The organism is Candidatus Cloacimonadota bacterium, from assembly GCA_034722995.1.
Lineage (GTDB): Bacteria > Cloacimonadota > Cloacimonadia > JGIOTU-2 > JGIOTU-2 > JAGMCF01.
This window is the reverse complement of record JAYEOL010000008.1, coordinates 1-25460: the sequence shown is the minus strand read 5'-3', so window position 1 is coordinate 25460 and position 25460 is coordinate 1. Positions and strand designations below refer to the sequence as shown.

Genomic DNA, 25460 nt, shown 5'->3' with positions numbered 1-25460 from the left:
TACAAATATAAGGAACTAAAAAATGAATAATAAGAAGAAATTATTTATATTAATCAGCCTTGTTTTTATCCTCTGTTTTTCATATAATCTTTTTGGGGTTTTCAACTCACGAGAAGAGATAATTGAGAATTTTGATGATGGCGAAGTTGAACTGCTATCCTATCCAGGAGAAGATGAAGACCCGGATGACTGGGCTTTGGATTCAACTATTACATATAATGATTCACCATACTCACTTAAACTTTTCGGAAATACCTGGAAAATAGAAATGATTGAACCTACTGTAGTTGATTCTGACGATGTCTGGCAGGTTTCTGTTTATGTACAAACTCTGGGAGAGATACAGGGTTTTGGTGTGATGGATTCTACAAATGTTTTGTTTTACTCTTTTGCTGGCTCTGAAGAACTAAATATTGAGGAATGGGTAACTGTGTATCAAGGAAATTTTTCTTTGCAGACCTGGAATATTTATCAACTTCCGATTGCAGATGATTGGTATGCATGGTTTGATTATTTGCCTGTAATTACTAGAATAGTTTTCGTAAATGATAGAGATGTCATTCCAACAGGAACAGTCTATTTTGATGAAATCATAAATATAACAAATGATTTACCAATTCCTCCTCAAGTTGAGATAAGCTATACTATTGGTAAGATTTATAGAAATTCCAAAGGTGAGAGGAATGTAGATGTTCAATTTTACGGTGAGGTTTTTGATCCAGACAGCGATGAACATCTGTTTTACTGGAATTTCGGTGATGACTCCACCAGCACTGAACAAAATCCTTTCCATACTTTTTTAGTTCAAGATGACCATCCTTATACAGTATTGTTAGAAGTTGTAGATGATACTGACTTATGGGGTCAGGCAACCTGCCAGATTGAAGTTGACCCAGGTCCAACTACTTTTCCTGTAACAATGAATTTTGTTGGCGATATTATGCTTGCCAGAGGATATGAATATTCAATTATTCCTACTTATGGAGTTGAGGCTATCTTTGAGCCAACATTGTCTATTTTGGGAGAAACTGCTGATATTACAGTTGCTAATCTGGAGTGTCCTCTTACTACTTATAATGTACATCATCCCACAAAGCCTATCTATTTTAAAGGCTCTCCTGAAAATGTTGCAGGTCTGGTTTATGCTAGCATTGATGTTGTCACTTTAGCAAATAATCATATACTTGATTATATGCTACCAGGACTTCAGGAAACACAATATGTTTTAGCAGAAAATAATATTGTATTTTCTGGTGCAGGTGCTGATTCTTATGAGGCATATTTGCCAGTTTTTTACTCCAAATCTGGTATAAGTATTGCCTTTCTTTCTTCAAGTGACAGAACGGGTCAATATAATAATTATCAGCCATATCTTAATGCAGGATATAATAAACCTGGCTTTGCTTATATGACGCCTTGTTACATAACTCAACAAATAAATGCTGTTGAGGATTATGCTGACCTTATTGTTGTTGAAATGCATGCAGGGAGCGAGTATTCATTATCTCCAGGTAGTAATTATGATAAATACAATGTGTTTGCAGGTTGGGATCCTGAAGATTTTGCTGAAGATGAGGATTATACACCGCGGATAGATATTCCTCATATGTGGGATATTGAAATCAGGCATTTTGCTATTGATTCAGGAGCAGATTTAGTTATCTGTCATCATCCACATATTATTCAAGGTTTTGAAGTATATAATGGAAAATTGATTGCTCATTCTTTGGGAAATTTTGCCTTTGACCTAAGCTATGCTGAAACTTTCCCATCAATGGTTCTAAATGCTAAAATCAATGAAACAGGATTTTACGAATATTCTGTTACCCCCGTTTATATTGATGATTGGATTCCTGTTCCTGCACAAGGAGAGTTGGGCATTTATATTTTAGACTATCTTGCGAGACGCTCAAAAGATTTAGGAACTTATCTATATGTTGATAGAGAAGATATAACTGCAGACATTATATTGGATACATTAAATATGGAAATAAATACAGAAATATATGAACAAGATTTTCAATTAGAAGAGAATGATGGTATATGGATATCAAATCCAATGCGTTTCCAAAAAGATGGAAGTATCTCTTCAATTAATTCTATTACTCCAGCAAACAATTGGGAATATCGTCTTGGAAGGGAAATAATCTGGTTTGGAAATTTTGAAGATGAAGGATGCTCACTCTGGAATGTGAACAGTTCAGATGAATGGTATGATAGCACTGAAGTTTATGCTGGTAATCGGTCTCTTTGTCATAGACGCTATCCAGACTCTGGAGATAATATCATTACTAATTTTGAGAAAAGAATAAAATGCTATTCAGATACAACAAATTATTCTTTATATGGTTATATTAAAACTGAAAATGGTACTGATGTGACTGTTGAAATAAGGTATTATTATTCCAGATATGGCTCCTACTATCTTGGTTCTGATGATATTGGAGAATGGATTAGTGGCGATTCTGACTGGACATTCTATCATAATGAATTATCTCTTCCAACAAGCACACATTTTTTTGATATTCGGTTAAACAGCAATTGCCCGGACGCAGGAGTTGCTCTTTCCTGGTTTGACAATGTTGGTATTATTGAATGGACAGCATGGCAGCCAATAAATCTCCCTGTGAATATTTCAAATCCAAATGATTATTATTACATTCAAATCAAGACAGATTCAGAAGAAGAATATGCACTTGTAACATATACAGAGACGAATTATGGTGAAGGTCCACATGTTTCAATTGAAGATAACCTTGTAAGTAAACAGACCAATGGTAGATTATACCAAAACTATCCAAACCCGTTCAGTTCCCGATTTAATCGGGGCTCAACAACAATTTCCTTTTCTGTTTACCGCAGAGACGCTAATAACACAAAGATAAGAATTTATAATATAAAAGGACAGTTAGTAAGAACTCTTACTCCAATGATAAATGACCAATGTCCAATGACTATAATTGAATGGGATGGAAAAGATGAAAATGGCAAATCCATAAGTTCCGGGATTTACTTCTATCAATTACAAATTGGAAGTAAAGTTATTGATACAAAGAAATGTATTTTGTTAAAATAATTATTTGAGTAATAGGAGTTTAACCGTAACAATTATATCAAATATAATTTCAAATAATATTTCTTGACTATTAAATCTAAATTTTAAGAAATAATTACAAGAAAAAGGGAGGCTTATGATGAAAAGGAAAATATTATTCCTGTTTATTGTAATTATATTAATAGGTTCAGAATTCTCTTTCGCTGATACAAATATTGCTATTAAAGATACAATTCTACCACCACCAAATAATTTTAATGCAATAGGAAATAATGGTCGTGTTGATCTTAGTTGGGATGAACCATCACAAGGAAATTATAACCTTATTGGATATTATCTATATCGGAGCGATCTCGGAAGATATGTATATTTAGATAATACTCAAAATACATATTATGATTATATGGTTTATTTAGGAATTGAATATACATACTGGGCAACAGCAGTATATTCAGAAGGAGAATCAGTAAATTCTAATGTAGATACTGCTACATCATATATACCTAGTGGATTTTACGAAACATTTTATGAAGATTGGCATTTAACTGGGTGGAGAGCAGATCCATTAATTCCGAATAATTGGGAATGGGATTCTGATTGCGAAGCAGCAAAATTAAACTGGTCACCATCAGTTACCAATTATGATATGTCACTTATTTCTCCAAAAATATGGATACCCTATGGAGCAACTTTCATTAGTTTAAATGTAAATATGTATATACATGATTATGCTACAGATTTTGGAGAAGTGATGGAAATTTGGATTATTAATGATGGACAAGAAACTTTGATATTTGAATGGGATTTGGACTATAATGGTGATTGGGGTTCACCAGGTGGAACTATTTGGGAATATTGCGATATGTCTCAATATGAAGGTGAGACAATACAAATTAAATTCCGTTCACATGGTGGTGATACATATAATTTCAATTATTGGTATATTTATGATGTAATTGTTTACTATGCGTGGCCAGTACCATATTACAGCACATTGGTAGTAACAGCAACTGATAGTTGTGGTAACCCTATAGAAGGTGTTACTGTTAATGCTATAAGTACTCAGTGGGATTTATATTATAATGCTTATACAAATGAAAATGGTGAATTTACAATTTTCCCAATAATACCTGGTGATTACTGGTTTACTTATTATATTAGTTATTTTTGTCCAATAGTAGAAATGGTTAGTATTCCATCATCCAGTACTTTAAATTTAGATATATCTTCTTTGTCTACAATGTCAATATCACCTACTTATATAGATACAATTATGGCTCCTGATGATAGTATTGCGGTTTATCTCACAATACAAAATTACAGAGATGTACCTATACATTGGTTTGTGGATATTGTAAATCCTAATTTGAATAATGCGAATAATAAAGTTTTTATAAATACTTCAAAATCAAAAGATATAGTAATGAATTTGAAAAAAAAGACAAGTAGTTCTTTCTGTTCTAATGATAGTTTATTTTATTTTTCTACAACTACAACAGATGGTATTATAGCCCCCGGACAAAGTTATGATTGGCGCCTACTGTTAAACACTACAGGACAAACACCTGGAACAGTATTAGAATTTGATGTTATATTTACCTCTGATCCAAATGTTGGAACCATCATTGTCCCAGTTACAGTCACAATAATTGAAGAAGGGATTGATGATATTCCTGATACATCTACCAAATTAAACCAGAACTATCCGAACCCATTCAATCCCGATAAAGTCGGGACAACTACAATTTCTTTTAATTTAGCCACCGGTCTTCTCCGCCAGCTGGCGGATACGCCCCGGCAGGCAAAGAATACACAAATAAAAATTTATAACATAAAAGGGCAACTTATAAAGACATTAATACCAATGACAAATGACCAATGTCCAATGACTACAATTGAATGGGATGGAAAAGACGAAAATGGCAAATTAGTAAGTTCAGGCATTTATTTTTATAGATTAAAAGTAGGTGATAAAGTTATTGATACAAAGAAATGTCTGCTTTTGAAATAAAAAAATATTAATAAACTTTAAGGAAAGTAATTAGAAAGGAAGCAAAATGAAAAAAATATCTATCGTGTTTTTAATTAGCATACTGTTACTATTTGTACCATTATTGGCAAATTCCATACATGCCGAACAATCATGGCAAGTTACAAATAAAAATCGGGATATATGGGGACCTTGGGTAGAAACTCAATGGGGTCAGGAATATCCTTATAACATACTCTGTCCGCTTAATCCTTATGGAGATCGCAGATGTATAGTAGGTCTTCTACCTTTAGTAATGGCACAAATAATTAATTACCATGAATACATTAATGATGCGAGTTTTGATGATACTGACGATTATTATTCAAATCCTATCTACATTGATGATGACTATGAGCTTTATGATTTTCCTTCCTTTCCAGAATTAAATGTATATCTTGACCAGATAAGAGATTACTATTCTAATAATAACTGTCTTACTGATACCTTGATAGCAGCTTTAAATTTTGCTTGTGGAGTATCTGTGGAACATCAATATGTTTTTGGTGGAGATGTTTTAATAAATGCCTGTTCAGCTCTCTTAAATAAATTTGGGTATGCTACAGCTAATTATACTCAGGCAATAAATTCAGGTTTTTATACTGCTCTTTCTACTGATATGGTGGAATCACGACCGGCTATGTTAGCGATTTCGCAAGGAGCGGGAACTGGGCATCTGGTTATTTGTGATGGCTATAACAGTGATGAAAATACTTACCATCTCAATTTTGGCTGGAATGGTGCCGGGGATGGATGGTATTCTCTACCAGATGGAATGCCTTGTGGATTTAATACTATTTTTGCAGCCATAATAAATATTGATTGTCCATCACAAGGTGTAAATAATATTTCTTATCAAGATGTTATTCTCCAGAACTATCCCAATCCCTTTTGCACTTCCACAATAATTTCTTTCTCCCTGCAACCCAAAGACATAGAGAACTCATTGGTAAAAATTTATAATATCAAAGGTCAGCTGGTGAAAAAATTATCAATAGTAAATAGTCAATCGTCAATTGAATGGGATGGGAAAAATGAGAATGGCAAGCCAGTTAGTTCAGGCATTTATTTTTATAGATTAGAAGTAGGTAATAAAGTTATTGGTACAAAGAAATGTCTATTTTTAAAATAATAATTTGAGTAATAGGAGTTAACCACAACAAGTATATCAAATATAATTTCAAATAATATTTCTTGACTATAAAATTTAATTTTAAGAAATAATTAAAAGAAAAAAGGGGCTTATGATGAAAAAGAAGGTTCTATTCTTTTTTATACTTCTATTAATATGCTTAGAATTTAACGCTGTCTATGGGTACAATAAAACTCAAGTTGTGTTTAGTTCATCAAAAAATTTAGATTCTGAAAAAATTAATTCCATAAATAGTAATGAAGAAACATTAATTAAAAGTGGAGGTATTGAAGGCGCAGTAACAATTGCAGCAACTGGAGGACCTTTAGAGGAAGTTACAGTTGAAGCATGTCAATATGTAACAACCACTGATTCTACAGGTTTTTATTACTTGTATGGTATACCAGCAGGCATTTATAGTTTAATATTTTCTAAAACAGGTTATAATACAATAACTCTTAATGGAATAGAAGTACTTGAAAATATAATAATACAAATTAACAAAGAAATGACTGCTCCCACAATGTCAATATATCCTACTTATGTAGATACGAGCATGGTTCCAAATACCCAGCTTACAGTCTATCTTACAATTAGCAATGATGGTAATGGACCACTACATTGGTATTCACATATTGTATTTCCAGAGTTATATAAAAATAATATTCAAGATTTTATAGATAATTCTTATACTACTATAAATAAGAGAAAATTATGTAAAACACAGATTGATTATTCAGGTTATGCTGAAGTTGATCCTAACCAGACAGTTCCATATAATCCACCTGCCAAGGATATCTGGGATGTATTATTTGCGTATGATGTAGATACTCCTTCTGGTTTAGTTGGCTTGGTATCAGCAGAAACAGATAGAAATTATCTATATACTACAAAATGGAGTGGAAGTGGTGAGATTGCGAAGTTTGACCTTGATGGTAACTTTATTGAGATATTCTATATACCCGGAGTAATAGACTTAAGAGACCTTGCATACGATGGAACCTATTTCTATGGAAGTGATGCAAGTAACTATATCTGGCAAATGGATTTTGATACTCAGACTTTAGTTAATACCATCCCGTGTCCTGCTTCTCAAGTTAGGTCTATTGCTTATGATGAGGATAATGATGCATTCTGGGTAAATAACTGGTCAGAAGATCTCAAGCTTGTAGATAGGTCAGGAAATGTGCTTAATACTATTTATGCACCACCAAGCATGTATGGTTCCGCTTATGATAATATAACACCCGGTGGACCATACTTATGGATTTTCACAGGTACTTCAACTGGAGATGGATGTCAGGTAGAGCAATATGATCTTAATACTTTAGCTCTTACTGGAGTAATCCACAGTGTAAGTGGAGATTTCCCTGGAACAATAGCTGGTGGGTTGTTTACATCAGGCGATATAGAATTTGGCACATGGGTTCTTGGAGGATTAGCTCAAGGAACTCCTGATATACTGTTTGGTTATAAGCTTGGTTATTGGCCACCACCTCCGCCACCACCAATGGAAGGTATAATAGTAGCAGGACAAAGTTATGATTGGCCTCTCAGAATGTATAGCTATGGACAGACGCCGGGAACAATCTTAACTGCTGATATTATATTTACTTCTGAGCCAGATGTAGGTACAATTACTGTTCCTGTTATTCTTACTATAATAGGATCAGGTGTTGATAATGTTCCTGTTATATCTACCAAATTAAACCAGAACTATCCCAACCCTTTCAATTCTTCAACAACAATTTCTTTTTCTCTTAGCCATAGAAACATAGATGATACTGAGATAAAGATCTATAATACCAAAGGACAACTTATAAAACAATTGTCAATAGACAATCGTCAATCGTCAATTGTATGGGATGGAAAGGATGAGAAAGGAAATGAATTAAGTTCAGGGATTTATTTTTATAGATTAGAAGTTGGTGATAAGTTTATTGATACTAGAAAATGTTTGCTCTTGAAATAAAACCAAAGAATAAATGTAAGTAGGACTCATATAAACCAAGCAAATAAAGTCACAGCATAAAACAAAGTTGGTGTTTACTATTATCTTTAACTAACAAAAGACTTTTAGTATTTAATACAAATATTTTGACAACAAATTATTACTCGTTGATTTCATTTCCATAATGGAACGAATAATTTTACACATTGATATGGATGCATTCTTTGCAGCGATTGAGCAGAGAGATAATCCAGAATTGAAAGGAAAACCCGTAATCATTGGTGGTGGGATAGAGAATAAAGGTGTTGTAAGCACTGCTTCTTATGAAGCAAGAAAATTTGGAATTCATTCCGCAATGCCAATTTACCAGGCAAAACAACTTTGTCCTGCTGGAATATTCATAAAAGGAAATTATCACAAATATGCGTTTGAATCTGTCAAAATTATAAATATTTGCCATACAATTGCACCTATTGTTGAGCCTGTAAGCGTTGACGAGGCTTTTCTTGATGTTAGTGGCAGTATTCCTTTTTTTAAATCTAAAAAACAAATTGCTGAGACATTGCAGAATAAAATTCTCCAGAGGCTACATTTAACCTGTTCCATTGGTATTGCACCAAATAAATTGTTAGCAAAAATTGCCAGTGAAATGAATAAACCTTCAGGAATAAAAATAATTGAAAAGAATAAAGTTGAGGGTCTATTAAATAGTTTACCAATTGAAAGAGTGTTTGGAATTGGTAAAAAGACTGCAATCACCTTAAAAAATTTTGGTGTGAACTCTGCTGGAGATTTAGGAAGATTTCCAGAATCAATTCTCATAAGAAGATTTGGTAAGGTTGGTAAACAATTGTCTCCTATGGGAAAAGGAATTGACAATTCACCAGTTGTGCCTGTTTCTAAAATACCTAAACCAAAATCTATTGGAAATGAAGTAACTTTATCAAAAAATATTGGGAATAAGGAAAAATTGCGCAGAGTTCTTTTACAACTTACACACAAAACTGCTTATCGTCTGCGAAGGAAACATGCATCTGCTCATACAATTACACTAAAAGTTAAATATGATAATTTTTCAGTAAATACTTTTAACCATACAGTTGAACAAGCAGTAAATTATGATTCTGAAATCTACAAGATAGTTATTAACCTGTTTGATAAAATTAACCTTGGTTTTCACAAAATAAGACTCTTGGGTATCAGATTATCAAATATGGAATTCGCCGATGACCCGATACAATTAGAAATTTTTTCAGTTTATAAGAAAAAGTTTGCTAATATTTCCTGGGCAGTAGATAAGTTGAAACAAAAATATGGTGAGGAGATTATAAATATTGGTCAATAAATACCGTCATTAGGTCATTGGGTCATTAAGGAGGAGCGTGTTTATATGAGATTTGAAGGACTTGAAGTTTATCAACTCGCAATGGATATTGTAGAACATATATGAAAAATTGTTACAAAATGAAACTACTTCTCAAATCATACCCTAGAAGTTCTATAAGAAGTATAGATATTTGGAAAAGAAGGATAAATAACAAAATTGGGATGTGCTTAGATATCACCCGATAGTGAGACAATAATTTTCTTGGATAGAATAATTAAAATTTGACAAAAATTCTGATTTCATGAAATAAAATCTTAAATTATGATTTGTTGGTTAAATACAGGAAACAATGAATAGGAGGCAAATAATGAAGGATGCTCTGCGTGACTTCAATGAAGGCATTAAAGAATTATCAAAGTATAATAAGAATGAGGTGATGAAATTTAATGAATTCATTAACTCTGTTCTATCCCCTGGTGTACTTGATGTTAAAACTAAAGAATTGATAGCAATAGGAACTGCCATAACTGCAAGATGTAGATATTGTATTGGTTTACATGTTGAAAAGGCATATAAGGCAGGTGCAAAAACAGAGGAAATATTGGAAGCTTCAACAGTTGCAATTCTTATGGGTGGCGGTCCTGCTTTTACATATATTGCAGATTTGAAAAAAGCTATTGACCTATTTTCCGTCTAGGCTCGTCCTATACGAGACTGAAAAGATAAATATTGAAGATTATATGAGAATTGAAATCAGTGAATTTGACCCTGATAAAATAGGAGCCTTCCCAAAAAATATTGAAAAACTTATCTGGAGAGCATTATTTTACAAGTCACAAATTAAAGTATTAGAACAGGAGTTTACAAAAAGAGGAGACCATCACACTTTTGAGAAATTGGAAGAATACAGAAAAGCTTTTCAAAATACTTATAAAATTATAAACAAACAATGTAAAAGAAAAGGATTGGAAACAATTACAATAGTGGATTAGTTTATTACTAAATTCTTATGTTTAGATTTGATTTAATTTACTCTGAAGACGAAAGGGTTTTTAGAATCGGCTCTATTAGTTCAGAAGCTTTTTCTTTATCTTTTTTATAAACATAAACTTCTATATATGATTTTGAATCACTGAATTCAAAACTTCTATTTATAAAAAGCCCTTTTCTTTTAAAACTAAAAGGAATATTATTTTCTTCCAATACTTCAGAAATAGCGTCTAACTGCAGACTGGTGTGGAACTTACACAAACTGACAATTTCTTGTTCTTTGATTTCGTTTTCCATTACTTGATTCTTTCTAAATGTTTATTGAATGAGTTTAAATTCAATTTCGTGTTCTACCTTTTTGACTTTTACTTGGATTTGCTGGCATAAAAAGAACCCGCGTTTCTTTCTTTTTCCGATTATGCAATATTTATTGCTATTAAATTGATAATAATCATCAGTGATAGAAGATAGGGGAATAAAGCCTTCAATTGGGTATTTGTCCAATTCAATAAAGATATTTTTATTATTGAAATTTACAATTAAAGCTTTGAAATCTTTTCCAATATTATCTTTCATAAACCGATTTTTCTTCAATTTTCCTAAAGTTCTTTCCGCATTCGTTGCTACCAGTTCCATTTCTGACGATTTTTGTGCAAATGACTTTATATCTGAGAGAGAAAATCTGGTGGATGACCAGCCAAAAACATTTTGTTTAAGAAGATGATGAACAACAAGATCAGGAAATCTTCTAATAGGGGAGGTGAAATGGGTGTAAGATTTTAGAGCCAGCCCAAAGTGTCCAATATTTCTATAAGAATATTTTGCCTTCATAAGGCTTCGTAAAAGCAAATTGTCAAAAACTCTATGATGATTTTCATTTTTGATAGAATTCAAAAACTGTTTCAGTGCTAAATTTTGATTTTTTTGAGTAAAATTTAAGCTATAGTTGTATGATTTTACTATCAAAGCGAACTCGCCCATTTTGTCAGGGTCAGGTTTCTCATGAATGCGAAATATTGCGGAATTACACTTTCTTGCAATTAATTCTGCGATATATTGATTTGCTGCAAGCATAAATTCTTCAATAAGCAGATGGCTCTCTGTCTCTCTGGTTCGTAAAATATTTATCGGACTTCCATTTTCATCAAATTCAAATTCAGAATCCGGCAGGTCAAAATCCAGTCCTCCTCTTGCATATCTCAATTCTGTCAAATGCTTTGCCAGAGGTCGCATTTTTAATAAGACTTCTTTGATTTTTGGCGCAATTTCAGAGTTAGCCACTAAGGCACTAAGGCACGAAGAATGACTTTTGCTTTTGTTATAATTTTTCTTAGTGCCTTTGAGTCTTTGTGGCGAAAAATCACTGCCTTCAAAAAGTTTATCTACTTGCTGATAATTAAGTCGGGCATCACTACGAATTATAGAAGGATAAATTTCCCCTTTAATTTGGTTAAAGTTTTTATCATATTCTATTGTTACAGAAATAGCGAGTCTATCCTTGCTAGGTTGCAAACTGCAGATATTATTGCTCATATTTGATGGGAGCATTGGTATCACTTTTTGAAGTAAGTAAACACTTGTGCCTCTTTTAAATGCTTCTTTAAAGATAGGGGATTCAACTTTAACATAATGAGAAACATCAGAAATGTGAACATAAAGTTTATATCCAGTTTCTATTTCTTCTAAGGAAATTGCATCATCAAAATCTTTTGCTGTTATAGGGTCAATTGTAAATGTTGTTATATCTACAAAGTTTTTTCTTCTTCTAATTTCCACTTTGTCAATAAATTCCTGCAACTTCAGTGATTCATCCGTCCCGATATATCGGGACTTGAACTCTCCTGGAAGATTGTATTGGTTTAATACGGATAAAAAATCAATATTTGGGTCGTTTGCATTCCCTAATATCTCAGTTACTTTACCTTTTGGATATATGTTTCTTTTTCTATTTCCCCAATCTGTTATATGAACGATAACCTTTTTTTCTAAAAATTCATTTTGACTTGTTGATAAATCAATTAATTTAATATGGTTATCTATTTTTTGATTATCAGGAATTACAAATGATTTATCATTTAATTTATATGAATTTCCAACTATCGTTTCATTTTTTCTCTTTATAATCTTCAGGATTTTTCCAGTTACTCGACGATGATTGCGCTTTGTAACAACCAATTCAACAATATCATTGTGATAGGCATTTAGACAATCCTCAAGGTATATTTTAATGTCTTCTTTATCAGTTCTTACAAAGGCAAAAGGATAGTTTTTTGCAAGAGCTGACGCATCAAAAGTGCCTTCAATTGTATTGTAAACAGGTGTAGAGTAATACTTTTTGCCTTTTCTGCGAATTTTGGCATTCTTTGTTAGTTGAAGTATACTCTTTTTAAAGTTTGAATAATTTCGTTTTTTAATTCTGAATATTCTCGCCAATTTTCTAATTGTGAATTCTTTGTTTGCATTCTTATGAAGGAAATTAAGAATCACTTCAGACTTGTCTTTGTTAGTCATTAGTAACGGTTTCCTATCTTTTCATCAAGGAAGTTCAGCACCTCTTCTCTTTCTTTTTGCTTTTTTGTAAATCTAATAGACTGACCTCTGAATCTATCAAGTCCTCGTGGTTTACCAAAAGTACCAAGCATTACACCCTTTTTGTCAGCATAAAAACATTTGAATTCTGAGTATTTACGCTCACGTTTAAAAACAAGAACTTTTATGAATACATAGTCTTCATAAAATTCGTAGTATGTAGGCACAAAATAGGAAAACAGGGAAGAGAAAAGAAAAAATAGTGATAATAGCACCCAGAAGAGATTATGTGTGATTGCAAAAACAAAGATAGCTGCAAGTATAAAGAATGCAGAAACAAATATGGAATGTATCGGAAATTCAATGAGAGGAAATGAAACCCATGAAAATATTGGCTTTTTCACCAATCCCAGCGGATGTGGAGGTGGAACCTTTGGACTACTCAACATTTAATGCTTGTTCCTTACATTTTTCAGTTTCTTCTTTTATCTTTAAAATCTCTGGAAAGACGGAAATGTTGTTATACTTTGCCGAAATTGTTGAAATCTCTCGTTGCATCTCTTGTATTACAAAAATCAATGAAAATCCTATAGGCTTATCCTTTATAGAAATTAATTCACGAAATTTATTTAGATGACTTCTAAATCGTACAATTTCTTCAGTTATATCTAATTTTTCGCAAAGGTATTTAATTTCAGAAATAATTTTTTCCTCATCAATCTTTTTTAGATAGTTTTTGAGAATTTCTTCAATATTGCTTTTTGTTTTCAACTTTAGTTCTTGCAAATAATCTGGAAATGATAACTCAATTGCTGATAAGGATACTTCAATTTGATTAATTGATTTTATGAAAAATTCTTCCAGGTCCTCGCCCTCTTTTTGTCTAACTTCTATAAGTTTATTAACAGCTTTTTTGACCAATTTAAGGACTAATTCCAAAAACTCTTCTGAATCATATTCTTCAATAGGGGATTGGTATAATTTCTCAAAATTAAAGATATCTGAGATTGTAATATTTGTTTTTATCGCATATTTTTTTGAGACCTCATTAATAAAATCAAAATACTGTTTTAGTAAATCCTCCTTTAGTAACATTTCCGGAAGTTTTTCCTTTTTATTAATCCTAAATAATGTAATATAAATTGTTCCTCTACTAAGGAGTTTTGGAATCATCCTTTCAATCTTATATGATACATATTCAGGAAAATCTGGTGGTGTTTTACACCTTATATTTAGATATTTATCATTTAGAGACCTTGCAGTGATTTTTAAATTTAAGCCATCTTTGTTTAGTTCCTCGCTACCGAAACCAGTCATGCTTTTCATAATAAATCCCTTTAAAAAAGTTTTCTTTATTGAAATTATTGGTTAATAGAATTTGCTGTCAAGAAAATTATATCATAGGGGAGGAGTTCTATCTTTCTTTATATTTACTAATTACTAAAATATCCATAAGTTTACATAATATCCCTTATCAGACATTAAGATTCTATCTCTTTTAAGAGTTTCCGAACCTCTGGTGCAAATGAGCCATTGGGAAAATTAATTAAGTATTTCTTGTAACTCTCAATTGCTAATCCATAATCTTGCAAATTCAAATAACAATCACCTATCCGTTTTTCAATATAATCACTATAGATTCCATTGTTGTCAGATAACTCAAGAAAAATGTTTAAAGAATTTTCAAATTGAAGTTTTGAAAAATAGAAATCTGCCATCTTTGTTTTTATGTAATTAATAAGTATTGTATCGTTATATGATGCTGTCAGTTTTTCATAATAATATTTACTTTTACGAATATTTGATGTCTCTAACGATTTGATAAAACAAGATATGTCATCTTCTAATTTAAGTGAATCGCTATAAGAAAACTTATCTTTTGCTAATTGGATTAGTTTATTTAAAGAAACCATATCATTTAAATAAGTATCCTTTTCATTGTGTAAAACATAATCTTGTAATACTGAATCTGACTTACTGTATTCTTTGGTATAGATATAAACAAGAAATAATTTATACTTTGCTAATGATGTAATTGAAGAATGATAATTTTGATTGTTTAAGATGTTATTGTATATTTCAATAGCTTTTTTGTAATAATTATTACATAAGTAGCAATCAGCAAGCAAGATAGAGAGATCTAATTTGTCTTCTGGCTTAATTGCAATTTTTTTTGCCTGTAAAATATATTTTTGTGCTTTTTCTGTATCATTATTTTCGGAAAACTCTAATTTTGCTAAATTAGTAAAAGCATTCATCAATATATCTTGTGAAATATTGCCTTTGATGTTTTTGTACATTTTAGTAATTTGCGTATAAGCGTTATAAGCAGAGTCGTATTCATGAATTTTACTATACAAGTCCCCTATTCTATCATAAATAGTGAGTTGCAGCCTTATATTTGAAGTATTGGTTAGAATTGTTTTATAAATTCTTATACAAAGTGTAAATAATCCATGTTTTTCACAGTATTCAGCAAACCGCAATAAGTCATCAGTCCCTAAGTCCTTAAAAATTTCAAAGGCTTGTTCATAGTCATTATTTCTGAGTAAAAATTCAGCTAAAAGAGATTTTACTAAGTTGTTTTTTGAGTTATTCACCTTCTTATTAAGAGCTTTAATTACTTCTGCATTAGAGATACCTAATTTTTCCAGTCTGTATTTTACAAAATTGTATGACCTTTTATCAAGCATATTGATGTATTCTTCAATTGCCATCTGAAAATCCATTTGATATTGATAGAGCATTGCCATTTCCGTGGTGTATAATTTTGGATTTTTAGATAACTTTCTAGCTGATTTATATAACTCAAGTGCTTCATTAAAATGTGAATTTCTACTGTAAATTAATGCAATCTTATTATAAAGAATGTAATTTTCTTTATTTTGACCGATTAATCTCTCAATTTCATTTTTTGCATCAGAGAGTTCATTCATTTTGATATACATTTCTATTTGGGTTAGAGATATAAATTCTGGGCTTAAATAATTTGTTTCATTATTCAGAAGTCTCTGAAGTGTTTCAAATTCCTTTTGGCTTAAATAAAGACTTGACAATTTTTGTATAACTTCCTTATTATGAGGAAATTGTGTGAGAAGTTCTTTATACATAGTTTCTGCAAGAAGGAATTTTTTCTGTTTCTCAAAATTTCCTGCTTGTTTCAGTCTTATTCTAATTATGTCCTTGTCTTGATAAGAATATAGTGAGAAAATAGTAACAAAAGTGAGTAGAAACAAAACAAAAGCAATCTTATTATTCATTTTGAATTCTTTCTAAATATTCTTTAATTAAATGGTGATATTCTTCAGGATAATTTTCATTAATAAATTTTAAAATATCTTTAACATGGAAATGTGCAGTATCAATTTTGAGTCCCGATATATCGGTTTTATATTCCTGTTCTTCGGGTGTTTTAGATTCTCTCTTTTTGCTATAATCTCTGCGATGAATAGACCTTTGAGCATCTAATAGTCTAGAGAGAATTCGCTGCTGTTGTTCAACTAATTCTTTATCAATGATACCCTTATTAAGTTTTTTTACAACTTCTTTTAGTTCTTCTTCAACATTTTCAAGATTACCTAACAGTTTTTCAGCTTCAGGAAAATCTCGCAGAATTCTTTCTAAGTTTTCTTTGATCTGGTTTTCATTTGCTGCAATTCTATTTAACATATTTCTTTGCTCAGAAGTCAATTTCTGACCCTGTTGAGTCAGCATCTGTTCAAAAAGTGCTTGAGTTAACAGATTAATAGAACTCTGTCCCGCAGACATCTGCTGGAGTTGCTGAAGCAATTGTTGCATGCCTCCTCCCCCACCTTGCGGCATCTGATTCTTAGATTGCAAAAGGTCAATTATCATTCTATTAATTGAAACATAAATATCCTGTTTATCCTTTTGAACATTATAGTTACGCCTATCTTTTATTTGTTCAAACATTTGTTCAAATCTATTAAAAGTTTCAGCGGTATGGGCAGGGAATTTTGGACTTATAGTAAGCATTATCAGTGGCATACTGTAAAGCTGATTAATTGAATTTTTTATTCCTTCATACATTGCAACTTCAATATCTAAAATATCGTAAGCAGTATATTTATTATCAAGGATTTTCTCTTGTTTTTCCGAGAAGTAAATTAGTTCAAAAAGAGCCTTTTCAATTAACGATTGGAATTTTTCTTGCATTGTTGATTGCATCATACATTGTGCCATTTGGATTGATTGTTTTAATTGAGAAAAACTTTGTTGTATACGGTTTTGATTTGAGCATAGACCCATAGGCTTATTATTTTGCATTTGTTGTGTAGCGTTTTCAAGATTGTCTGACAGTTTGTCTTTTTTCATCTGCTCAAGAGCCTTTTGCAATTCCTCAGCTGTCCTGGATTCTTTGTTTTTTTTAAGTTGCGCAATTAGTTCATCAAGATTTATTTTAAGATTGTTATATTTTTCGGAAATATCTTTTTGTTCATCAGCCAAATCGCTTAAATTCTTATTCTCCTCTACCTTTTCATCTGTCTTCTTATTTAACTCCTTCTGCAATTTTTCCAGCTCTTCTGCTTGCTGTAAGCATTTTTGCATATCTTGTTCTAATTTTATGCTCTTCAAAAGATTCAGAGTTTCTTCTAACTTTTTTAAGAATTCTTCTTGAGAAAACTTAAAATTATTTAATGCTTTTTTCATCTGTTCCGGAGTAATTTTTTTCATAGATTCTTGAATTTTCTGCATTGCTTGTTCAAGTTCAGGTGTAGCTATCTCTTGCATTATTTCTTGAATTTGCTTCATTTTTTCAAGTGTCTCTTCGGATACTGCTTTATTCTTTTCAATTTGTTCAATAAACTTTTTATAATCTTCAGCGGTTTGCTCTGCCTTTTTAGCAAATTCTTTCTGTTTTTTTAGTATAGATTTTAAATCCTCTTTTTCTTCCCAATTGAACTCCTCGGTTTTAAGAAATTTGCGTCTTAGTTTATCAAACTTCTCTTTTGTTTTTTGTGCTTGTTCAAGATTTTCTGATAAATTATCATATTTATCTTCTTGCTCTTTCTGAATTTCTTCGTACAATTCTTCTATAGATGGAAATTTTAGCAAGTAAATTTTTGATTTAGCACTTTGTCTTTCTGGAATTGTGCAATTATCATATACGATTAAATAATAGCATATTACATCGCCAGGCAAAAGATTTTGGTCACTTACATCAAAAGTGTAAGTACCTTTCATATTAGTTTCATTAATATCTTTTCTAATTGGCCTAAAAGTATATTCCTCATTATTTTTTTTGAAAGAAATTTGTAATTCACTTATTCCAAAGTCGTCAGATGAGATAAATTCAATATCTTCTTTTAGCTTCTGAGCTAAAATCTTATCTTCAGCCGGGGAAATTATTTCAACTTTTGGTGGAAAATCCTCTTCTGCATAGATTGTATGCTCAATTTGTTGATTTTTGTTATGTAAAATATCTTCTAAATAGAAGTGGTATGATAAACTTTTAGTGATAGTAAATATGGCTGAGTATTGAAAATCATCAATCTTTTTTAATTTTATTGTTTGACCATCAGAAAATACAATACGATAGTCAAGAAGATTGTTATTCACTAAAAGATTAAATTTGATTTTAGTCCCTTTTAATGCAATTATATTTCCAGAAGACTCATCCTCAACCTTATTAGAAAGTTTTGAATATGCAGGGAATGAGTAATCAACCGTTAATTTTTTTATTGTTGGCTTTTCTAATATATTTATTATGAAAGAATCAGATTTCGCGAAATCGTTTTGAATATAATACCTTATGCTATCATCAATATTATAAAATATGTAGGAATTTTTCTGTAAATCAATGGATTTCCATCTGAGATTTTGTTCATAATTTAAAGTGTAATTTAGTTCAGGATAATAATTTTCAATTTGAATTTTTTGATTACTCCCTTTTAGTAAGATTATATTACCTGGTTTTACATAAATTTTTGAGTCATATTTGGGAGCAAATTCTTCCATATTAGTTATTGCAAAGTAGGAAGTATAAAAGGCATCTTTATTAATAAAAAAAGAAATTAGAAATATTCCAAGAACAAATGAAAAAATCTTAATCAATTGAAAAGGTTTTTCAGTTTGAAATACCTTTTTAAAATCAATTTCATTTGCAATTTTATTCGCTAAATTAATATTAGCATTGATGATTTCATCGGAATAATGTGAATCAGTCGTTACTTTCTCTAATTCCAAACTTGAGAAAATTACTTCATTGTGTTCAGGGTAAATATTTGATATTCTTTGGGCTATATATTTTAAAGAATGATAATTACGAATAGTATTAATAATGCAAAATAAGATTACCGGTAAAGAAAGTGACTTGAATGTAATTACAATTATTTTTAGGGTAGCATAATTATTTTGGAATAGGTTTATAAGAAAACTTGATGAAATAAATAGAATGACAATTGTTGATAAAAGAAGAGAGAGATTCTCTACTACTTTTGTCAAAAAGTATTTCATTCGTATTGAATTAAGTTTCTTTTTATAAGGATTCATACTTTGAACACCGAATTCCGAATTTAAAATGGAGCCACCAGCGGGACTTGAACCCACGACCTACTGATTACGAATCAGTTGCTCTACCACTGAGCTATAGTGGCATTTTGATTTATTTTATAAGGTCAGTAATATTAATTTATTGTCAAGTTTTGGAAGTTTAATGTAACATCCCGATGGTATCGGGATCCTCATTTGTACAGGAAGGATTCATAATTGGAACAATTGCGAAACATTGTTTATTAAAGATAGAGAAAGACGGCATTCAGCCTTTTGATAAACTTTAAATGCCGTCTTTCTAAATTAATTCGCAAAAATACTATCGCAAAAGGAGTAACTTCTTAACAGAAGATTGGTAATTTTCTGTTTCCAATCTATAGAAGTAAATACCTGATGAAACAGGTTTGTTGTTCTTGTCCTTTCCATTCCAGAATATGGAATGAAGGGAGTTTGTATCTTTTGCATTAACACGGTTAATGCACTCCAAAGTTTTTATCAATTGCCCTTTAATGTTGTATATTTTTATCTCTGCGTCCTTTATATCTCTTTGATGAATTGAAAAAGAAATTGTGGTTGAACCTCTCATTGGATTAGGATAATTTTGGAATAATTGATTTGAGTTGTAAGTATATGGACCTTCATCATCAATTGACCATAAGGAATCAATTTCATCAAAGACCTTATTCAGGAACAATTTTCCTTGATCAACCTGGAAGTAGAAAAGTGGGAAACCGAGAATATAGACTAAACCATTTACTCCAGGTATTTTGATATATTTTGAACCAACTGGAGCACCATCGTAAGGTTCGGGATCAGGGAAATTAGGTCCAGGAATACAGGTAAAAATTTCTTCAGCATTAACAATATTCAGGAATGTAACACTACCGATAGCACCAAGTGGAGTAGGACCAAAATACTGAGGGAACGGATATCCTGCTAATGAATAAACTACATTAAGAGAATCAATTTCAATGCCTTCAAAGGAGCCGGAACCACTTGCTCCACCCATTGGAGAATTGTTTACACTTGGATTACCCCAAACAATATCATCGGTGTTTAAAGCAGATAAAGTATCTGCTAATCCAGCATAATCTTGTAGGAAATTAGTCTTTGCATAATAAGGGTCACAAACTTTTGCACACCCCGTAAATACAAGATTGCCGCCGCTATTGAGATAGAAACTTAATAAATCATAGTGTTGTATAAGATGAACTTTGGCTATATCATTATAAAATTCTCTTGGATTATTTGAATGCCACAGAATTAGTTTATATTCCTGAATATCAGATGGTGCAAAGTAAGGTGCGAGGTTATCATTCCTAATATCTATATTTAAATCAGCGATATTATGAAATGGCTCTTCATTTAGATCAAAGGTAGTAACTTGGTGAGGGCAATCCTCAAGTAGATTATCATAGAATATATCCACAGAATCTTCTACAGCAAATAACGGAGTTGCTTTTGTATCATCTACGATAAGCACACCTTCTTTTTCATTTTGTTCAACTTTTTCATGGAGAGTAAATTCAAGCATCTCTGGGGTTGGGTCAAGTGCTCCCTGTAAATCCACAGCTCGCACTTTAAGTATATGTGAGCCTGATGGTAAATTAGTCAATGTACAGGCTTGTTCCTCACTAATTGGAACTCTCATCCACTCCTCGCCAGTAATATCATCAATAATTACAGTTCCAATTGGAGGAATACCATCTGCACTCCCATCTAATTGAATATCCATAAATTCTATATCACAAAAATAACGTTGATACTGATAATAGGGTAAACTTTCATCATAAGAATATGTATGTTCTGCATAATATATTCTCCAATTTGAAATACTAAATTCATATTCTCCTAAATAACTCCATTTCAGATATATTTTTATATCATCAGACCAGATTGCAGAAAGGTCTTCATTTATATCCATATAAAACCTATTTGCATAGTGACACTCTCCAGACACAATCTCATATGGTATCTCTTCCTGATAGGTTGATAAGTATGTCAAATAAGTATTTTCGCCAAGAATATAAATATGTGGAGTAATATTTAAACGAATATCACCTAATATAACATCATAATATGCGCTTGGCCATTCCTGCCAAGAACTCATAAAAGGACAAGTTTCAGGTTTAAAATGACCTCTTACAAAGAAGGTCATTTTTGCATAATTAGGGTCTTCCATCCCAGCATAATTAACTGCTTTTACCTGTAGTTGTGTTACTTCGTTAAATTCATTTACTTGTAAAAATGGTTTTCCAAAAGGATTTCCACCAGGATAGTCTGCCCTTAATATAACCTCATCAGGATTTTCATAATCTTCCGTAAAATACCATTCCGTACTATCCAATATGGTATCTTCATTCCATTCTACACAAAAGGAATCTGTTCCAACTCTTTCATAATAAACAAGGCGATATTTATAATATGCAGCAAAAGGAGATGCGGAAAACTTAAAATGAATTCCTGCACCCACTCGACAGGAATCAATAGTTCCTTGTGTAGTATTTACAAATGTGGTAGGCGGTATGCCGCCTTCACCATGAAAACCAAGATATTCAAAAGTATCCTCTGGATAAACTATCCATTCCGAGTTATCAGAATTGGTTCCAGCAGAAACTGTCCAGTCAATATTTCCCTTGAACACAGAATCCTTTCTTACTAATGTATGATTTTGGGTTGCATTAGGTATTCCTGCAACATCCCATCCATCACCAGGATTTTCATCAGGAATCCCAATGACATCTATAAGTTCCCAGGTTTGACCACCATCAGTTGTTTTTTCTAATCCCCTTGCATCATTTCCATTGAAATGTACAACACTTGGATAAGAAAGAATTTCATCTGCTACATTTTGCAAATTCGTATCTGCTTCATCGGTTGTTATTACCCACACATCTCCTTGAGGTAAAAATGCCGAAGCAGGAAAAGTATGCCAATATTCCCATCCATTGCCATTAACAGCCTGAGCTATTCTATAATTTGAAAGAGCCACTTCAGAGCCGGTATCATTATAGATTTCCAATGCTTTGTTTTGAGAGCTTCCTTCTATATATTCAGAAAAGAAAAGGTCTGAGTAATAATTATTTAAAAATGCAAGGTCAAAATTAGAATCGTGGAATTGCTGAAGAATATCAGCAATTTCTGTTAATTCATCAAAGTTATCACCAAGGAAAATTGTTGAATATATAACAGCTGAATCACCGGGTGCTATATTCAAGCTTGAGTCTGTGGGTGCAATAAAGCCATTCATATCACCATAATATGCATAAAGAAATCGTGTATCACAAGGGTCATTAACCTGTGCATTGGGATAATCTCTTAGTGAAATGTACTTATCTTCATTAGGATTTCTATCTGTCATTAGCCAGTATTTTTCGTTGCGGTCTCTAGCCGGAGATTCATCATAAGGTCCATCACCTACTTCCCAGGTCCAACAGGCATAATTTGCATAAAGCTGAGGTGAAAATATTTTTGCTGCAGCATATCCTTCCGTAAGCCCCCCATCTCCGTCATAATCATAACTATACGGAAATTCATATTCATCACCAAGATAATAAGTACTTACATCTTCAGTTGAACGAGCAGAGGAAGACCAAGATTGTGGTCCAATATCACAGTCAAAAAAATATCCTAAAGTATAATCAAAGAGTGTATCCAGTTCATTCATATTATAAATAGTAGTTTTAAGTAATGCAAGTTTCTCAATTTTATATCCATTCCAACAGAATGACTCTTGCTTTACTGCTATATTAAGTGGAGTATGACCTTGTCCAAAATTCCACCCACCCCACCATCTTGTTCCTGGCGTACCAAATGGGCTGTAATCGTAAGAATAGGACATAATATTTTCTGCACCATAGTATCCGCCGTCTTCATCTACAAGACTGTCTCCGTCATCGTCGTAAGGCATTGTGAAACAAAAGATGCTATCCGGGTCATAAGGAAAACCAATCATTCCTATTGGGTCTTCATCAATTAGACCATCTTCATCATCGTCATAGTTTGGAATACCATCAGAGTAATAAAACTTAAGCGTACTGTCAGAAGAATTGTATTGATAATATTGAGCTCCAAGTGCGTTTTCTTCCAGAGGATTATAAGCAGGTAGTAATTCATACATATCAGCATCTCCATCAAATCCTACTGTGGTTAAGGTATCAATAACTCGTCCAAATCCCATATTTGTTGTGCCAGTTTCTTCATGCTCTGGATTCTGCCAGTAAAGTATCTGTCCATATTCGTTTCTTCTTTGCTTTGAGGCTCCAAACCATAGTGCGCCAATATATAGATAGTCAATTCCAGAGCCTTTAGGAAACTCAAGGGATGGCCATTGCGGGACAACATCATCTCCAGAACCCAAACAACCATAATTTGAAGTACGAAGTTGAAATGCTCCTATATCGTGAATCTTAAATATGTCCAGCATTTTTGTTGATGGTTCACTACCTTCTTTTACCTGTCTGGCTGATAAAGATATACACACCAAAGTTAGTATTATTACAATTAATGCTATTTTTTTCATGATTCCTCCATTCATTTTTTTCTTTATCTTATAAATATTCCAGTTTTTATAAAATTTTATCCTATTTATGAAATTGACATTTTTAACAGACATCCTCAAAGAAAATGGATGTTTCCTATTTTAGACATTTTCTTTTTTGTAAGTTTATATTTTAAGGTATGTTTTACTTCTCCATTATTATGCTTTGCTAATCGTTTATCTAAATCTTTAGTATATCCAGTATAATGACGATCTGCGTGAGTAATGCTTGTTAAAATATAAACATAATAAAATATATTCTGACCACTTATTATTTGGCCTGACAGGGCGTCTGTCTTCGTTAAAACTTTGCCCAGGCGTAGTTTTGAGCGAATTTTTTAACTCCAGAAGCAATTAAGAGCACGGCTTCTCCGTCAGCTGACGGATACGCCGTTGCAGTCTTCGTTTTTCACTTCGCTCAAAACGAAGACTGGTGGAGGTGGCGGGAGTTGAACCCGCGTCCAGAGATTTGGATACAAGAACTTCTACATACTTAGTCTGTTGTGTTATCTCATTCTAAACAAGACGGCAGACAAACATATTCAGAACCAGTCTATAAATTTCAATACTGCTTATAGACATCACAGTATCAAAGCCATTTTAAACGGCATTTGAAGAGATGCAAATGGCAACATCAATTCAAATGTAGCTACCTTTTTAAGCAGCTAATGCGAGATTTTCATCTGCAATTAGATTTTGCATTACCATATTTACGGAATAGGTAATCTCACCGGTATGCTATTCCTGTACCCACAGTCCCTGTCGAAGCCTGTCACCCCCTATGTATATGTCAAAAAACAAAGTTTTATTTTCCCATTAAAAATTTAAAAATAGTATCTTTTTTGTCAAGTTTTGTATTTTTAATGCTCAACAAACTTAGAACTGAATTTGTACACCAAGTTTATGAGTTGGTCCTTCATCAAGAGCATCAGGACAAAAGGCATAGTCAAATCGTAACTTTTTTAATTTAACAGAAGCACCGAAATTAAGGTCTTCACCATCTAAACCAGCACGGACCCCTAAAACATCAGCCATCCAGGTTTCTGCTCCAAAATGTAGTTTAAAATCACCTTCTGCATCTTCTTCATCAATAATAGTTTGAGAAATATCTGCAGCAGCTAATATATCAATGGCAGAAAGAGGGAAAATGATTGAAGCACCCGCACGCAAAGTAGCTGGAATCTCATCTTCATTTTCAGAGTCAGTATCCCATGTTAACTTTCCACCAAGATTGCTAATACTTGCTCCAATTCGTATAGGATTTAAAAGCAGCATAGTTCCAAAATCAAAAGCGAATCCAGTCCCTTTATTATCATAAATTGTATGATTGATGTATTTTGCAGTTCCGCCAAGACTTAATATTGGCAACAGCTTTGCACCAGCAGATAAGCCAA

Annotated in this window: 17 protein-coding genes, 1 tRNA gene and 1 other RNA gene; 8 read left to right on the top strand and 11 right to left on the bottom strand. The window is 32.2% G+C overall.

Features of this window, described 5'->3' with window-relative positions; translation table 11 throughout:
- Window positions 1-22: 22 nt before the first annotated feature.
- From U9R23_01015 to U9R23_00985, 7 genes are all read left to right on the top strand, one after another.
- On the top strand, window positions 23-3076 hold the full coding sequence (locus tag U9R23_01015) for a CapA family protein (protein ID MEA3475018.1): 3054 nt from the start codon (window positions 23-25) through the stop codon (window positions 3074-3076).
- Window positions 3077-3194: 118 nt separating this feature from the next.
- The gene (locus U9R23_01010; protein ID MEA3475017.1) at window positions 3195-5066 is read left to right on the top strand and encodes a FlgD immunoglobulin-like domain containing protein; all 1872 of its coding nucleotides are present in this window, start codon (window positions 3195-3197) and stop codon (window positions 5064-5066) included.
- 46 nt (window positions 5067-5112) lie between these two features.
- Window positions 5113-6216: a C10 family peptidase gene (locus U9R23_01005; GenBank protein MEA3475016.1), complete on the top strand. Its 1104-nt coding sequence runs from the start codon at window positions 5113-5115 to the stop codon at window positions 6214-6216.
- A 115-nt stretch (window positions 6217-6331) separates the two neighbouring features.
- On the top strand, window positions 6332-8188 hold the full coding sequence (locus tag U9R23_01000; GenBank protein MEA3475015.1) for a T9SS type A sorting domain-containing protein: 1857 nt from the start codon (window positions 6332-6334) through the stop codon (window positions 8186-8188).
- A 163-nt stretch (window positions 8189-8351) separates the two neighbouring features.
- A complete protein-coding gene (locus tag U9R23_00995) occupies window positions 8352-9512 on the top strand; it encodes a DNA polymerase IV (protein ID MEA3475014.1) in 1161 nt (386 codons plus the stop codon).
- A gap of 349 nt (window positions 9513-9861) precedes the next feature.
- Window positions 9862-10191: a carboxymuconolactone decarboxylase family protein gene (locus U9R23_00990; protein ID MEA3475013.1), complete on the top strand. Its 330-nt coding sequence runs from the start codon at window positions 9862-9864 to the stop codon at window positions 10189-10191.
- Between the two features lie 43 nt (window positions 10192-10234).
- The gene (locus U9R23_00985; protein ID MEA3475012.1) at window positions 10235-10486 is read left to right on the top strand and encodes a hypothetical protein; all 252 of its coding nucleotides are present in this window, start codon (window positions 10235-10237) and stop codon (window positions 10484-10486) included.
- A gap of 37 nt (window positions 10487-10523) precedes the next feature.
- Here the strand turns inward: U9R23_00985 and U9R23_00980 are convergent, their stop codons facing one another.
- From U9R23_00980 to U9R23_00970, 3 genes are read right to left on the bottom strand one after another with little or no spacing between them, the layout of a single operon-like run.
- Window positions 10524-10781 carry a hypothetical protein gene (locus tag U9R23_00980; GenBank protein ID MEA3475011.1) on the bottom strand — a complete coding sequence of 86 codons (258 nt, stop codon included), beginning with the start codon at window positions 10779-10781 and terminating at the stop codon, window positions 10524-10526.
- Window positions 10782-10802: 21 nt separating this feature from the next.
- Window positions 10803-12995, bottom strand: coding sequence for a ribonuclease R (rnr, locus tag U9R23_00975; GenBank protein MEA3475010.1), 2193 nt, complete (start codon window positions 12993-12995; stop codon window positions 10803-10805).
- Entirely contained in the window at window positions 12995-13240 is a 246-nt protein-coding gene (locus U9R23_00970) for a hypothetical protein (GenBank protein MEA3475009.1), read from the bottom strand. The genes rnr and U9R23_00970 overlap by 1 nt, the downstream gene beginning before the upstream one ends.
- Before the next feature lie 64 nt (window positions 13241-13304).
- Between U9R23_00970 and U9R23_00965 the strand changes: the two genes are divergently transcribed.
- A complete protein-coding gene (locus tag U9R23_00965) occupies window positions 13305-13466 on the top strand; it encodes a hypothetical protein (GenBank protein MEA3475008.1) in 162 nt (53 codons plus the stop codon).
- Here U9R23_00965 and U9R23_00960 read toward each other — a convergent pair.
- The 8 genes from U9R23_00960 to U9R23_00925 form a co-directional block, all read right to left on the bottom strand.
- The gene (locus U9R23_00960) at window positions 13452-14339 is read right to left on the bottom strand and encodes a DUF1732 domain-containing protein (protein ID MEA3475007.1); all 888 of its coding nucleotides are present in this window, start codon (window positions 14337-14339) and stop codon (window positions 13452-13454) included. The genes U9R23_00965 and U9R23_00960 overlap by 15 nt on opposite strands.
- Window positions 14340-14494: 155 nt before the next feature.
- Complete coding sequence (locus U9R23_00955) at window positions 14495-16273, bottom strand: hypothetical protein (protein ID MEA3475006.1); 1779 nt, start codon at window positions 16271-16273, stop codon at window positions 14495-14497.
- Window positions 16266-19526, bottom strand: a complete 3261-nt coding sequence (locus U9R23_00950; protein MEA3475005.1) for a DUF4175 family protein — start codon at window positions 19524-19526, stop codon at window positions 16266-16268. The genes U9R23_00955 and U9R23_00950 overlap by 8 nt, the downstream gene beginning before the upstream one ends.
- 29 nt (window positions 19527-19555) lie before the next feature.
- Window positions 19556-19630 (bottom strand) — tRNA-Thr (locus U9R23_00945).
- Window positions 19631-19845: 215 nt separating this feature from the next.
- On the bottom strand, window positions 19846-24048 hold the full coding sequence (locus U9R23_00940; protein ID MEA3475004.1) for a lamin tail domain-containing protein: 4203 nt from the start codon (window positions 24046-24048) through the stop codon (window positions 19846-19848).
- 95 nt (window positions 24049-24143) lie between these two features.
- Window positions 24144-24323, bottom strand: coding sequence for a GIY-YIG nuclease family protein (locus tag U9R23_00935; GenBank protein ID MEA3475003.1), 180 nt, complete (start codon window positions 24321-24323; stop codon window positions 24144-24146).
- Window positions 24324-24497: 174 nt separating this feature from the next.
- Window positions 24498-24846: a transfer-messenger RNA gene (ssrA, locus tag U9R23_00930) on the bottom strand.
- 96 nt (window positions 24847-24942) lie between these two features.
- Window positions 24943-25460 (bottom strand): hypothetical protein (locus U9R23_00925; GenBank protein MEA3475002.1); only part of this gene is annotated, 518 nt, incomplete at its 5' end.